Annotated in this window: 16 protein-coding genes; 11 read left to right on the top strand and 5 right to left on the bottom strand. The window is 64.8% G+C overall.

All coding sequences use genetic code 11. The features are described from left to right. Positions 1–42 precede the first annotated feature (42 nt). Both rplS and rpmE read left to right on the top strand, forming a co-directional pair. Positions 43–417, top strand: a complete 375-nt coding sequence (rplS, locus tag CRO07_RS06280; protein ID WP_097029843.1) for a 50S ribosomal protein L19 — start codon at positions 43–45, stop codon at positions 415–417. A gap of 12 nt (positions 418–429) precedes the next feature. Continuing rightward, a complete protein-coding gene (rpmE, locus tag CRO07_RS06275; RefSeq protein WP_097029842.1) occupies positions 430–651 on the top strand; it encodes a 50S ribosomal protein L31 in 222 nt (73 codons plus the stop codon). A 65-nt stretch (positions 652–716) separates the two neighbouring features. On the opposite strand, the gene CRO07_RS18380 is transcribed toward rpmE, so the two are convergent. Further along, on the bottom strand, positions 717–1,343 hold the full coding sequence (locus CRO07_RS18380; protein WP_141400042.1) for a hypothetical protein: 627 nt from the start codon (positions 1,341–1,343) through the stop codon (positions 717–719). Between the two features lie 290 nt (positions 1,344–1,633). On the opposite strand from CRO07_RS18380, the gene CRO07_RS06265 reads away from it, so the two are divergent. Together CRO07_RS06265 and CRO07_RS06260 are read left to right on the top strand one after the other, a co-directional pair. Beyond that, positions 1,634–2,443 carry a division plane positioning ATPase MipZ gene (locus CRO07_RS06265; protein ID WP_097029840.1) on the top strand — a complete coding sequence of 270 codons (810 nt, stop codon included), beginning with the start codon at positions 1,634–1,636 and terminating at the stop codon, positions 2,441–2,443. A gap of 9 nt (positions 2,444–2,452) precedes the next feature. Next, the gene (locus tag CRO07_RS06260) at positions 2,453–3,958 is read left to right on the top strand and encodes a malonate--CoA ligase (protein ID WP_097029839.1); all 1,506 of its coding nucleotides are present in this window, start codon (positions 2,453–2,455) and stop codon (positions 3,956–3,958) included. Here CRO07_RS06260 and CRO07_RS06255 read toward each other — a convergent pair. Further along, on the bottom strand, positions 3,937–4,281 hold the full coding sequence (locus CRO07_RS06255; protein WP_097029838.1) for an ArsR/SmtB family transcription factor: 345 nt from the start codon (positions 4,279–4,281) through the stop codon (positions 3,937–3,939). The two genes, CRO07_RS06260 and CRO07_RS06255, sit on opposite strands and share 22 nt — an antisense overlap. Before the next feature lie 216 nt (positions 4,282–4,497). Here CRO07_RS06255 and CRO07_RS06250 point away from each other — a divergent pair, with 216 nt between their 5' ends. From CRO07_RS06250 to CRO07_RS06230, 5 genes are all read left to right on the top strand, one after another. Next, complete coding sequence (locus CRO07_RS06250) at positions 4,498–4,845, top strand: AtpZ/AtpI family protein (RefSeq protein WP_097029837.1); 348 nt, start codon at positions 4,498–4,500, stop codon at positions 4,843–4,845. Between the two features lies 1 nt (position 4,846). Then, the gene (locus CRO07_RS06245) at positions 4,847–5,593 is read left to right on the top strand and encodes a F0F1 ATP synthase subunit A (RefSeq protein ID WP_097029836.1); all 747 of its coding nucleotides are present in this window, start codon (positions 4,847–4,849) and stop codon (positions 5,591–5,593) included. Positions 5,594–5,647: 54 nt separating this feature from the next. Then, positions 5,648–5,884 carry a F0F1 ATP synthase subunit C gene (locus CRO07_RS06240; protein ID WP_096784502.1) on the top strand — a complete coding sequence of 79 codons (237 nt, stop codon included), beginning with the start codon at positions 5,648–5,650 and terminating at the stop codon, positions 5,882–5,884. Positions 5,885–5,961: 77 nt separating this feature from the next. Beyond that, the gene (locus CRO07_RS06235; protein ID WP_097029835.1) at positions 5,962–6,513 is read left to right on the top strand and encodes a F0F1 ATP synthase subunit B'; all 552 of its coding nucleotides are present in this window, start codon (positions 5,962–5,964) and stop codon (positions 6,511–6,513) included. 5 nt (positions 6,514–6,518) lie between these two features. Continuing rightward, entirely contained in the window at positions 6,519–7,073 is a 555-nt protein-coding gene (locus CRO07_RS06230) for a F0F1 ATP synthase subunit B (RefSeq protein ID WP_097029834.1), read from the top strand. A gap of 57 nt (positions 7,074–7,130) precedes the next feature. Here CRO07_RS06230 and CRO07_RS06225 read toward each other — a convergent pair whose 3' ends face one another. The 3 genes from CRO07_RS06225 to CRO07_RS06215 all read right to left on the bottom strand — a co-directional run bounded on the left by CRO07_RS06225 (position 7,131) and on the right by CRO07_RS06215 (position 9,630). Beyond that, on the bottom strand, positions 7,131–7,898 hold the full coding sequence (locus CRO07_RS06225; protein WP_097029833.1) for a FadR/GntR family transcriptional regulator: 768 nt from the start codon (positions 7,896–7,898) through the stop codon (positions 7,131–7,133). An 89-nt stretch (positions 7,899–7,987) separates the two neighbouring features. Then, positions 7,988–8,674 (bottom strand): OmpA family protein, encoded by a 687-nt coding sequence (locus CRO07_RS06220; RefSeq protein ID WP_097029832.1) that lies wholly within the window; start codon positions 8,672–8,674, stop codon positions 7,988–7,990. A 113-nt stretch (positions 8,675–8,787) separates the two neighbouring features. Further along, complete coding sequence (locus tag CRO07_RS06215; RefSeq protein WP_097029831.1) at positions 8,788–9,630, bottom strand: methylated-DNA--[protein]-cysteine S-methyltransferase; 843 nt, start codon at positions 9,628–9,630, stop codon at positions 8,788–8,790. 106 nt (positions 9,631–9,736) lie between these two features. Here CRO07_RS06215 and nth point away from each other — a divergent pair, with 106 nt between their 5' ends. Both nth and CRO07_RS06205 read left to right on the top strand, forming a co-directional pair. Further along, the gene (gene nth, locus CRO07_RS06210; protein ID WP_097029830.1) at positions 9,737–10,381 is read left to right on the top strand and encodes an endonuclease III; all 645 of its coding nucleotides are present in this window, start codon (positions 9,737–9,739) and stop codon (positions 10,379–10,381) included. Continuing rightward, positions 10,378–11,370 (top strand): adenosine kinase, encoded by a 993-nt coding sequence (locus CRO07_RS06205; protein ID WP_097029829.1) that lies wholly within the window; start codon positions 10,378–10,380, stop codon positions 11,368–11,370. Before nth ends, CRO07_RS06205 begins: the two co-directional genes overlap by 4 nt. Positions 11,371–11,953: the final 583 nt, after the last annotated feature.

Below are 11,953 nucleotides of genomic sequence, written 5' to 3'. Positions count from 1 at the left end.
ATCACTTCGCGGGCAAACCGCGAGCAAAGGAAAGGACTTGCGATGAACCTGATCGCGCAACTCGAGGCGGAACAGATTGCCGCCCTCGGCAAGACCATCCCGGATTTCAAGGCCGGCGACACCGTTCGCGTCGGCTACAAGGTGACCGAAGGCACCCGTTCGCGCGTGCAGAACTATGAAGGCGTCGTGATCGGCCGCAAGGGCGGCGCCACGATCTCGGCCTCGTTCACCGTGCGCAAGATCTCGTTCGGCGAAGGCGTCGAGCGCGTGTTCCCGCTGTATTCGACCAACATCGACTCGATCGAGGTTGTTCGCCGTGGCCGCGTCCGCCGCGCGAAGCTTTACTACCTCCGTGCGCGCCGCGGCAAATCGGCCCGGATCGCGGAAGACACGACCTACAAAGCGAAATCCGAGTAAGGAACGGCGCCGATGAAAAAGGGCATTCACCCCGACTACCACATGATCGACGTCAAGATGACCGACGGCTCGGTGTTCCAGATCCGCTCCACCTGGGGCAAGGAAGGCGAGCAGATGGCGCTGGAAATCGATCCGCTCGCCCATCCCGCCTGGACTGGCGGCACCGCCAAGCTGATGGACACCGGCGGCCGCGTGTCGAAGTTCAAGAACAAATACGCCGGCCTCGGCTTCTGATAGCTTGGCATTCGGACAGAAAGGGCGCGCCATCGGGCGCGCCCTTTTCGTTGCTCTTGTCTAGATCAACGAGCAAGCAGCGCGCCAAATCGGTTGAGAGCATAAACGGTTCCGCCAGGCCGAACTGTCTGATCGGCGCCACCACCATCAAATCCTTGATTGCTAAGCAGCCCCGCTGAAAACAGCGATTCAGAGGCTTCTACATCTTCCTGTACGCCGTCCTTGAAATCTCGCAGTCGTTCAAGGTCTGCACTGAAAACCCTGTTGACGGACGAACATAGTTTGAAACAATCCCGCTGACTCATATTCCCTCTCACATGTTCGGCCACGATCCTTGCAAGAAGCGCCGGCTTGCCCACTTCATCGGCACGTTCCAGCAACAGCAGCACCGCCTCGGCGAATTTTTCTGCTTCACCTTTCGCATAGAGGCGATCGGTAAAGGCTTCCCTTTTCTGTTGAGAAAGCGTCTTGAGCCCCTGAAGAAACCTGCCGACTTTCCTGATATAGAGATCAATTTCTACAGACTGCTTTGCTCGGTGCAGCCCAATCAATGTGCCCACCACTGGTAAGCCGTCGAATGCGCCGCCTTGAACGGCAGCATCTATTCCTATGTCGGCAATGGTGGACAAAGCGTCCACCACAGCATCACGTTTCATGGCATCAAGCAGTATTGCGGGTGGCAGGATTGGCATCTTCCCTCCGTCAGGTGCAGCCAAGTCAACTGGACGTCACATATTTTCAAAAATCATCGTGTGCGTGGTGAGGCGTATGGCTCATCGTGCCCTGTCACCGGGGCATCCGGAAGCGCATGGATGGCATACGTCAAGGGAGGTGCTGAAAGGACCGGATCCCTTCCAAGGGCTGTCGAATTTCCCGAGTCATATCCTGCGGCATCACGAGGCCTGCCCGATGTCATACACAGCCTTGCGCCACGCCCCTGCAACCGCTAACCGCGAGTCCGGGAGCATGAGGAGTGGCGGCGATGGCCCATATCATCGTGGTCGGCAACGAGAAGGGCGGCTCGGGCAAGTCCACCACCTGCATGCATGTCGCGACCGCGCTGGTGCGGCTGGGCTTCCGCGTCGGCGCGCTGGATCTGGATCTGCGACAGCGCAGCTTTGGCCGGTATATCGAGAACCGCACCGCCTTTGCCGCCAGCGCCGGCGTCGATCTGCCGATGCCCGACTATCGCCTGCTGCCCGAGATCGATCCCGCCACCGTGCCCGAGGGCGAAAATCCGCTGGATGCCCGCCTTGCCGCCGCGATGGCAGATCTTGGGCCGGTGTCGGATTTCATCCTGATCGACTGCCCCGGATCGCACACCCGTCTCAGTCAGGTGGCGCATTCGCTGGCCGATACGCTGGTGACGCCGCTGAACGACAGTTTTGTCGATTTCGACCTGCTGGCGCGGATCGATCCCGAAACGGGGAAGGTCAAGGGCCCCTCGATCTATGCCGAAATGGTCTGGAGCGCGCGTCAGTTCCGGGCGCAGGCCGGGCTGAAGCCGATCGACTGGCTGGTGCTGCGCAACCGCCTTGGCACGCAACAGATGCACAACAAGAAGAAGGTCGGCGCCGCGCTGGAGGAACTGTCTCGTCGGATCGGCTTCCGCGTCGCGCCCGGCTTTTCCGAGCGGGTGATCTTCCGCGAGTTGTTCCCGCGCGGGCTGACGCTGCTGGATCTGCGCGATACCGGGGTGGAGCAGCTCAGCCTGTCGAATGTCGCGGCCCGACAGGAAGTTCGGGATCTTCTGATCGAGTTGAACCTGCCCGGGGTGAAGCCGAACTTTTAAGGGGGGGCCATGGCCAACGTTCTGTTCGACGCACTTTTCGCGCCGTTGGCGGGGCAGGAGGGCGACTGCCTGATCCTGTCCGACGGCACCCGGATCGGCGGCGATGCCTTCCTGCGGATGGTGGCGCGGCAGGCCCATGCGTTGCGGGCGGCCGGTCTGGTGCCGGGCGACCGGATTGCGGTTCAGGTCGGCAAAAGCCCCGAGGCGCTGGCCGCCTATGGCGCGGCGCTGGCGCTGGGGGCGGTGTTCCTGCCGCTGAACACCGCTTACACGTCTGATGAGATTGACTATTTCCTTGGCAACGCCACGCCGCGCATCTTTCTGTGCGACGGCGCCAAGGTGGATGCGGTGCGCCCTGCCGCCCTGCGCCACGGCGCGCGGATTGTGACCTTGAACGCGGACGGCTCGGGCGAATTGCGCGATCTGGCCGCGGGCCAGCCCGACACCATCGCGCCGGTTCCGCGTGGCCCCGAAGATCTGGCGGCGCTGCTTTACACCTCGGGCACCACGGGGCGGTCGAAGGGGGCGATGCTGTCACACCGCAACCTGCTGTCGAATGCGCAGGTTCTGGCCGATCTGTGGCGCTTTACCGACCGCGACGTGCTGATCCATGCCCTGCCTATCTTCCATTCGCATGGGCTGTTTGTCGCCTCGAACGTGGCGCTGTTGTCGGGGGCGCAGATGATTGTCCTGCCCGGCTACGATCAGGATGCGATCCTGCGGGTTCTGCCTCGGGCCACCGCGATGATGGGGGTGCCGACGTTCTACACCCGGCTTCTGGGCGATCCGCGGCTGACGCGCGATCTGGTGGCGGGGATGCGGGTGTTCATCTCGGGCTCGGCCCCCCTGCTGGCCGAAACCCATATCGAATGGGAGCGCCGCACCGGCCACCGTATCCTTGAACGCTACGGCATGACCGAAACCAACATGAACACCTCGAACCCTTATGATGGCGAGCGTCGGGCCGGCACCGTGGGCTTTCCCCTGCCGGGGGTCGAGTTGCGGATCCTGTCCGACGGACAGGAGGTCGGCCCCGGCGAGGTCGGCGGGATCGAGGTGCGCGGCCCGAACGTGTTTCAGGGCTACTGGCAGATGCCGGAAAAGACTGCCGAGGAACTGCGCCCCGACGGCTGGTTCATCACCGGCGATCTGGGGATGCGCGATGCCGAGGGCTATGTTCACATCGTCGGGCGGGCCAAGGATCTGATCATTTCGGGCGGCTTCAACGTCTATCCGAAAGAGGTCGAGATGGTGCTGGACGAGGTGCCGGGCGTGCTGGAAAGCGCGGTGATCGGCCTGCCGCATCCTGATTTCGGCGAGGCGGTCTTTGCCGTTCTGGTTCCGCGTCCGGGGGTCAGCCTTGATCCGCAGGCGGTGCTGGCTGCCATCGCGCCGCGGCTGGCGCGCTTCAAGCAGCCCAAAGGGGCCGTGGTGCTGGACGAGCTTCCGCGCAACACCATGGGCAAGGTGCAGAAGGCCCTGTTGCGCGCGACCTATTCCGGCCGGTTTTCCTGACACTCGGGCAGTTCGGCGGCAAGGAAGCGTTCGAAGGCGTCAAGGTTCACCGGCTCGAACTGGCCAAAGCCCTGCATCCAGACCGAGGCCGCGCGCAGCGCGTCGGGTTCCAGCTTGCACCACTTTACCCGGCCGCGCCGCTCTTGCGAGATCAGCCCGGCCTCTGCCAGCACCTGAAGGTGCTTGGAGATGGCGGCCAGCGACATCTGGAACGGCTCGGCCACGTCGGTCACGGCCATGTCGTCTTCCAGCAGCATCGACAGGATGGCCCGTCGCGTCGGGTCGGCCAGCGCAGAAAAGATCGTGTCAAGCCGGTCTGTCATGGGGCGATGCTAAAGCCCCCTGCGGCATCGTCAACCGCAAGGTTGAATGAGCCCCGCGCCATCTGCGGGGCGGATATGGCGGGCCGCTGTGTGCGGTTCCCTTGAAAATCACATCAAAAACAGATGGTTGTGGGTTGGTGTCGGATTGAAAACCCGCCTTGACTCAGTGCGGTGTGCTGCGTAGGTATCCTGCGACTGCCGAAGGGACATTCCCCGATGACGGACGAGCCGGACCCCGAGAGACTGCGCGCACTTGAGGCGCGGATCGCAAAGGCGAAGGGCCAGACCCCAGAGGGGCGGTCGACGACGGGCAAGGCATTGTCTCAGGGTGAGGCGGCCTGGCGGATGGTGATCGAACTGGTGACAGGGGTCCTGATCGGCCTCGCCATCGGTTACGGGTTGGACGAGTTGTTCGGAACCCGCCCCATCATGCTGGTGATCTTCGCCCTGTTTGGCTTCGCCGCCGGGGTGCGGACCATGATCGGGACCGCGCGGAAGATGGGCGAGGCCGCTGCGGCACAGATGAGTGCGGGGAAACCCGACGACGAGACCAGAGGAAGTTGACATGGCGGCGGAAGCAGAGAGCGGCATTCAGATCCACCCGATGGACCAGTTCATCGTCCGTCCGTTCTTCGGCGGCACGGAAGTCCACTGGTACACCATCACCAACGTGACCGTCTGGATGGCGCTGGCCATCTGCTGCGTGGTCGCGCTGATGGTTCTGGGCACGCGGCGCCGGGCGATCGTGCCCTCGCGCACGCAGTCGGTGGCCGAGCTTGCCTATGGCTTTGTCTACAAGATGGTCGAGGACGTGACCGGCCATGATGGGGTGAAATACTTTCCCTACATCATGACGCTGTTCATGTTCATCCTGTTCTCGAACTTTCTGGGCCTGATCCCCAAGTCGTTCACCACAACCTCGCATATGGCGGTGACGGTGGTTCTGGCGATGGCGGTGTTCATCACCGTGACGGCCATCGGCTTCATGAAGCACGGCAAGCATTTCCTGGAACTGTTCTGGGTGTCGTCCGCGCCGCTGGCGCTGCGCCCTGTGCTGGCCGTGATCGAGGTCATCTCGTATCTGGTGCGCCCGGTCAGCCATTCCATTCGTCTTGTCGGCAACGTCATGGCGGGCCACGCGGTGATCAAGGTGTTCGCGGGCTTTGCCGCCGTGGCGCTGATCTCGCCGCTGTCGGTGGTCGCCATCACCGCGATGTATGCCATGGAGGTGCTTGTCGCCTTCATTCAGGCCTATGTCTTCACCATCCTGACCTGCGTCTATCTGCGTGATGCGCTGCATCCGCACCACTGACCGGTCCCCGAACCAACACCAATACAGCCAATTCCAAATCAAGGAGTGACGGACATGGAAGGCGATATCGTTCAAATGGGTGCCTACATCGGTGCTGGCCTGGCTTGCGCCGGCATGGGTGGCGCCGCGATCGGCGTGGGCAACGTGGCCGGCAACTTCCTCTCGGGCGCGCTGCGCAACCCGTCGGCCGCCCCCGGCCAGACCGCGTTCCTCTTCATCGGCATCGCCTTCGCCGAAGCCTTCGGGATCTTCTCGTTCCTGGTCGCGCTTCTGCTGATGTTCGCCCTCTGATCCTTTCAGGACCGACACTTGCGGCCGGAGGGGATCACCCCGTCCGGCCTGGTTCTTGAGGGACACGAGGATACGACATGGCGACTGAAGCAGCGCACGATGCGGCGGCCGGTGCGGCCGGCCATGCGGCGGCTCCGGCCACCGGCATGCCGCAGCTTGACTTCTCGACCTGGGGCAACCAGATCTTCTGGCTTCTCGTCACCCTGGGCGTGATCTATTTCGTGCTGTCGCGCGTGGCGCTGCCCCGGATCGGGGCGGTTCTGGCCGAGCGCAGCGGCACCATCACCAACGACCTGGCGGCGGCGGAAGAGCTGAAGCTGAAGGCCGTGGCGGCCGAAAAGGCCTATAACGAGGCGCTGGCCAAGGCCCGGTCCGAAGCTCAGGCGATCATCGCCGAGACCCGGGCCGCGATCAACGCCCAGCTTGCCGAGGCGACGGCGAAGGCCGATGCCGAAATCTCGGCCAAGGCTGCCGAATCCGAGGCTCGGATCGCCGAGATCCGTGCCGGCGCGCTGCAAAGCGTGGCGGAAATGGCCCGCGACACGACCGATGCGCTGGTTTCGGCGCTGGGTGGGCGTGCCGATGGCGCCGGCGTCGAGGCGGCCGTTGCCGCCCGGATGAAAGGGTAAGCGCGATGAAGAAGCTTTCGATTCTCGCCACCCTTTCCGCCACGCCGGCCATGGCGGCGTCGGGCCCGTTCTTCTCGCTGGGCAACACCGACTTCATCGTCACGATCTCGTTCCTGATCTTCCTTGGCATCCTGGTCTACTTCAAGCTGCCCGGGCTGATCATGGGTCTGCTGGACAAGCGCGCCGCGCAGATCCGCACCGACCTGGAAGAGGCCCGCGCGCTGCGCGAGGAAGCAAGGACGATCCTTGCCTCTTACGACCGCAAGCAAAAGGAAGTGCAAGAGCAGGCGGCCCGCATCATCGCTTCGGCGCGGGAAGAAGCTCAGGCGGCGGCTGAACAGGCCAAGATCGATCTGAAAGCCTCGATCGCCCGGCGTCTTGCCGCGGCGGACGAACAGATCGCTTCGGCCGAAGCCGGCGCGGTGCGTGCGATCCGTGAACAGGCGATCTCGGTCGCGGTGGCGGCGGCGGCGGACCTGCTTCAGCGCCAGATGACGCCGGCCTCGGCCTCGGCGTCCATCGACGAGTCGATCAAGCAGGTGGAAGCCCGCTTCCACTGATCCGATCCCGGTCAGATCTGAAAAGCCCGGCCATGACGGCCGGGCTTTTTGCGTTTCTCAGCGGTTGCGTTCATGCTCCAGCCGCTGACGTGCCACGGCTTCGTTCTTTTCCGACCTTAGCCCGTCGCTTACCGCCTTTTCGACATAGCCCAGATGCGCCTCGATCGCGGCCCGTGCGGCCTTGGGGTCGCGGGCCTGAAGCGCCGCATTGATCTGGCGATGCTGGTCCAGCAGCGATTCGCGCGTGGTGCGCTGGCGGAACATCATCTGACGATTGTAGAACACGCCGTTGCGCAGCAGTTCGAACATCGACCGCATCATGTGCAGCATGACGACATTGTGGCTGGCCTCGATGATCGCCATGTGGAACTGCGCATCCAGCGCCGCCTCGTCCGAGGGATCGCGCTTCAGATGGGCGGCTTCCATCTTGCGGAAGATCGTGTCGATCACCTGAAGGTCGGTGTCAGACGCCCGCGTGGCGGCGCGTTCCGCCGACAGCCCTTCCAGATCGCGGCGAAAGTCGATGTAGTCGAACACCGCTTCTTCATGCGCCGCGAACAGATCGACCAGCGCCGAGGAAAACGCCGAGCCCAGCACCTCGGCCACGAAGATGCCCGATCCGGCCCGGCTGACCAGAAGGCCGCGGTCCTGCAAATCGGCGATGGCGTCGCGCAGGCTGGGGCGCGACACGCCCAGACGGTCGGACAGGTCGCGCTCGGACGGCAGCCGTTCACCGGGGCGCAGAATGCCGCGCAGAATCAGAAGCTCGATCTGGCGCACGACGCTTTGCGACAGTTTCTCGGACTGGATCTTCTGGAATGGCATGATGTTCCCCCTGACTGGTCAAAATCTATGACCGCGGCGGGGGAAGCTCAACGGGAAAGGGCGGGCCCTGCGGCCCGCCCGCCACTGCCTTATCGGGTCGGCCGGATGATGATATCGACGCGACGGTTTTGCGCCCGGCCTTCCGGGGTCAGGTTCGAGGCGACGGGCTGATCCTCGCCGCGGCCGATGGCCGAGACGCGCCATGCCGGCACCCCATTGCCGATCAGCACGCTGGTAACCGACTGGGCGCGACGCTCGGACAGTTGCTGGTTGTAAGCCGCGGTGCCGTTGCTGTCGGTATGGCCGATCACCGAGATGTTCGAGTTCGGATAGCGGATCAGGTTCTGCGCCACCGCCGACAGGTCGCGTTGCAGATCGGGGCGCAGATTGGCGCTGTCGGTGGCGAACAGGATGTCTTGCGGCATGGTCACCACCAGTTCCGATCCGGTGTTGGTCACGCTGACCTGATCGTTGCCGATCGACTGGCGCAGGTCGGCCGCCTGCCGGTCCAGCGTGGCACCGATCGCGCCGCCAAGGATGCCGCCCACCACGGCGCCGGCGACGCCTTTTTCAAGCTTGTCTTCGCTGGCCGAGGCGCCGATCAGCCCGCCGATCAGCGCGCCGGTCGCGATGCCCGCGCTGGCGCGCGGATTTTCCTGGGTATAGCTGCCCGGCCCGCCGGCATAGGGGTTGCCGCCGGTCGCGTAGGGGTCGCATCCGGCCAGCGCCATCGCGCCAAGGGTCATCAGCAGAAGGGGGGATTTCACGATCGTCATTGCCGCCTCACACATGTCATTGGCGCCGAAACTGCGCGCGCCCTTGCATATCGCATAACGGCGGGCGCAGGCAGAGGGGGGCCGCGCCACCTCTGGCAGAAAGCTGCCTAGTCTCACGCGGTTGTGTCGGCGCGGGCGGCCTCCCATGCCAGCATGGCGCGCTTGACTGGCAGGCCCCAGTGATAGCCGCCCAAGGCGCCCGACTTGCGCAGTGCCCGGTGGCAGGGGATCAGAAAGCCGATCGGGTTGCGCCCCACCGCCGTTCCCACCGCCCGGACCGCTGCCGGATGGCCGATGGCTGCGGCGATGCTGGAATAGGTGGTGACATGGCCCGACGGGATGCGCAGCAGGGCTTCCCAGACCTTGATCTGGAACGGGGCGCCGATCAGATGCAGCCGTGCCTCGCCGCCCGTGAAGGCGGCGGCGGCAAGGGGGGAAAGGGCCGCATCGTCTTTGATGTAGTGGGCGCGGGGCCAGCGGGCGCGCAGATCGTCCATGGCGGCCTCGTGGCCGATGTCGTCGCAGAAGGCCAGACCGCAGATGCCGCGGTCGGTGGCCATCACCAGCGCCTCTCCGAAGGGCGAGGGGAAGACCGCCCAGCGGATCGTCAGCCCCTCGCCGCCGCGGGCATGTTCGCCCGGGGTCATGGCTTCCCAGCGCAGGAACAGGTCATGCAGCCGCCCGGTTCCCGACAGCCCGGCGGCCTCGGCGGTCTCCAGCAGGGTCAGCCGTTCGGCCAGCAGGTGCCGCGCGTGGTCCAGCGTCAGATACTGCTGATAGCGTTTCGGCGAGACGCCCACCCACTGCGAGAAGATCCGTTGAAAATGCGCGGGGCTCATGTCCATCCGCGCGGCCAGCTCGGCCAGTGACATCCCCGGCCCGCCGGCGTCGATCTCGGCCAGCGCCCGGGCGATGATGCGGTAGTGATAGGCATGTTCGGTGGCGGTCGTCGGCATGGCGTGGTCCTTTCGCCCTGACCCTAGCTGCCGCGACCGGGCGCCGCGACCCGATTCCTGCGGCTTCGCTTGCCCTGCGGCGGTCGGTCGGGCATAGCTTCCGGCGATGGCGCGGCAACTCGATTATCCAACGATCCACCAGATCTTCACCCGGTTCCACGCGCTGGAGGCCGAGCCGAAGGGCGAGTTGGAACATGTCAACGCCTATACCCTTCTGGTCGCGGTGGCGCTGTCGGCGCAGGCGACCGATGTCGGCGTGAACCGTGCCACGCGGGCGCTGTTCCAGCGCGTGACAACGCCGCAGCAGATGCTGGATCTGGGCGAGGAAGGGCTGGCCGAGCATATCCGCACCATTGGCCTCTTTCGCAACAAGGCGAAGAATGTCATCGCGCTTAGCCGCCTGCTGGTGGACCGCTTCGGTGGCGAGGTGCCCTCGTCGCGTGCGGCGCTGCAATCCTTGCCGGGGGTGGGGCGCAAGACCGCGAATGTGGTTCTGAACATGTGGTTCCGCCAGCCGGCGATGGCGGTGGATACCCATGTCTTCCGCGTGGCCAACCGCACCGGAATCGGGCCGGGGCGCGATGTCGAGGCCGTCGAACGCGCGTTGGAAGATCACATCCCCGCGCCCTTCGCGCTTCATGCGCATCACTGGCTGATCCTGCACGGCCGCTACATCTGCGTCGCGCGCAAACCGAAATGCGGCATCTGCCCGATCCGCGATCTCTGCCCCTTTGAGGAAAAGACAGCATGAAGAACTATCAGGTCGTCGGCATCGGCAATGCGCTGCTGGATGTGCTGGCCCATTGCGACGAGTCGTTTCTGGACGAAAACGGCATCGGCAAGGGGATCATGCAACTGATCGACATGGGCCGCGCGGTCGAGCTTTACGGCCGGATCGGGCCGGCGCAGGAAATCTCGGGCGGGTCGGCCGCGAACACCATCGCGGCGATCGCGCATCTGGGTGGGCGGACGGCCTACGTCGGCAAGGTCTGCGACGATCAGCTGGGCGCGATCTTTGCCCATGATCTGCGGGCGCAGGGCGCGGTCTATGAAACGCCCTTTGCGCCCAAGGCGTCAGCGCAGGAAACCGGACGCTGCATCGTGCTGGTGACGCCGGATGGCGAGCGGTCGATGAACACCTATCTCGGCTGGTCGGAATTCCTGACGCCTGATGATATCGACGCGGCGCAGATGGCCTCGGCCGAGTGGATCTATCTGGAAGGCTATCGCTTTGACGGCCCCGACAGCCACCGCGCCTTTGCCAAGGCGATCGCGGCCTGCAAGGGCGCCGGCGGGCGGGTGTCGCTGACCCTGTCGGACCCGTTCTGCGTCGAACGTCACCGTGATGCTTTCCGCAAGATGATCCGCGACGATGTGGATCTGCTGTTTGCGAACCGGGCCGAGCTGCTGTCGATGTATCAGACCGACGATTTTGCCGCAGCCCTGAAAGCGGCCGCGGCCGAGGTCGCCATCGTCGCCTGCACCGAAAGCGAAAAGGGTGCTCATGTGCTGGCCGATGGGCAGCACTGGCATGTCCCGGCGATCCCCACGCAGATCGTCGACGCAACCGGCGCGGGCGATCTGTTCGCGGGGGCGTTCCTGTGGGGCATCACCAACGGCCATGGCTATGAGGCGGCCGGGCGGATGGGCTGCATCGCGGCGTCCGAGGTCATCAGCCATATCGGCGCCCGCCCCGAGGCCGATCTGCTGCCGCTGTTCCGCCAGCACGGCGCGATCTGAACCGGGGGAGGCGCGCGGCTCAGGCCCCCGCCGGGGGCCATCGCCGCGCGCCGCTGCCGCGGACGGTGGCTGACGGTGGGGCGCCAAAAGCCCAGTCCTGTGGCGCCGGGCGCTATTGCAAGTGTGTCAAGCTTGGGTCCGGCCGCCTCCGGGCGGCAGGCGTTACGGCCCAAGCGGGGCTTTCGCCCATGTGCGGATACAGCGGATCTGGACGCCTCCCGCAAAGAGATGAACGAGGTGTTTCCCCACGCGCGCGGAAACATCGGCTGATTGTTCTGCGCGGAAGATGTGACCCGTGGTGTTTCCCCCACATGCGGAAACAGCCGCCACGCCAGCCATCCCACCGTATAAAGGCGGCACGACCCGGGCGGTGCTTCCCCGAACAGGCGGGGGATTTGCGGTCTGTGCTGTCGCACCGCCCCACACCGCGGTGGGCCGGGTATCACGAGAATATCCCCCAAACCCGCAGTGTGGGCCGCTGACACGGCAGTGCCCCGGGTTGTTCTCTAATCGCCTTGGTCAATCGCTGATCTCTCTGCCGTTGATCCTGGGTGCCTGGCTCTGAGGTTCTCTCCGTGGTCAC

Source organism: Cereibacter ovatus (assembly GCF_900207575.1).
GTDB classification, from domain to species: domain Bacteria; phylum Pseudomonadota; class Alphaproteobacteria; order Rhodobacterales; family Rhodobacteraceae; genus Cereibacter_A; species Cereibacter_A ovatus.
The sequence above is the reverse complement of the archived record's forward strand: the minus strand, read 5'-3'. Positions and strand labels throughout refer to the sequence as shown.

Bases quoted from the DNA above. Each gene is read 5' to 3' on its own strand.
- CRO07_RS06240 (WP_096784502.1), top strand. From the start codon at position 5,648: ATGGAAGGCGATATCGTTCAAATGGGTGCCTACATCGGTGCTGGCCTG.
- CRO07_RS06245 (WP_097029836.1), top strand. From the start codon at position 4,847: ATGGCGGCGGAAGCAGAGAGCGGCATTCAGATCCACCCGATGGACCAG.
- CRO07_RS06225 (WP_097029833.1), bottom strand. From the start codon at position 7,898: ATGCCATTCCAGAAGATCCAGTCCGAGAAACTGTCGCAAAGCGTCGTG.
- CRO07_RS18380 (WP_141400042.1), bottom strand. From the start codon at position 1,343: ATGCCAATCCTGCCACCCGCAATACTGCTTGATGCCATGAAACGTGAT.
- CRO07_RS06235 (WP_097029835.1), top strand. From the start codon at position 5,962: ATGGCGACTGAAGCAGCGCACGATGCGGCGGCCGGTGCGGCCGGCCAT.
- CRO07_RS06250 (WP_097029837.1), top strand. From the start codon at position 4,498: ATGACGGACGAGCCGGACCCCGAGAGACTGCGCGCACTTGAGGCGCGG.
- CRO07_RS06205 (WP_097029829.1), top strand. From the start codon at position 10,378: ATGAAGAACTATCAGGTCGTCGGCATCGGCAATGCGCTGCTGGATGTG.
- rplS (WP_097029843.1), top strand. From the start codon at position 43: ATGAACCTGATCGCGCAACTCGAGGCGGAACAGATTGCCGCCCTCGGC.
- CRO07_RS06260 (WP_097029839.1), top strand. From the start codon at position 2,453: ATGGCCAACGTTCTGTTCGACGCACTTTTCGCGCCGTTGGCGGGGCAG.
- CRO07_RS06220 (WP_097029832.1), bottom strand. From the start codon at position 8,674: ATGACGATCGTGAAATCCCCCCTTCTGCTGATGACCCTTGGCGCGATG.
- CRO07_RS06215 (WP_097029831.1), bottom strand. From the start codon at position 9,630: ATGCCGACGACCGCCACCGAACATGCCTATCACTACCGCATCATCGCC.
- rpmE (WP_097029842.1), top strand. From the start codon at position 430: ATGAAAAAGGGCATTCACCCCGACTACCACATGATCGACGTCAAGATG.
- nth (WP_097029830.1), top strand. From the start codon at position 9,737: ATGGCGCGGCAACTCGATTATCCAACGATCCACCAGATCTTCACCCGG.
- CRO07_RS06265 (WP_097029840.1), top strand. From the start codon at position 1,634: ATGGCCCATATCATCGTGGTCGGCAACGAGAAGGGCGGCTCGGGCAAG.
- CRO07_RS06230 (WP_097029834.1), top strand. From the start codon at position 6,519: ATGAAGAAGCTTTCGATTCTCGCCACCCTTTCCGCCACGCCGGCCATG.
- CRO07_RS06255 (WP_097029838.1), bottom strand. From the start codon at position 4,281: ATGACAGACCGGCTTGACACGATCTTTTCTGCGCTGGCCGACCCGACG.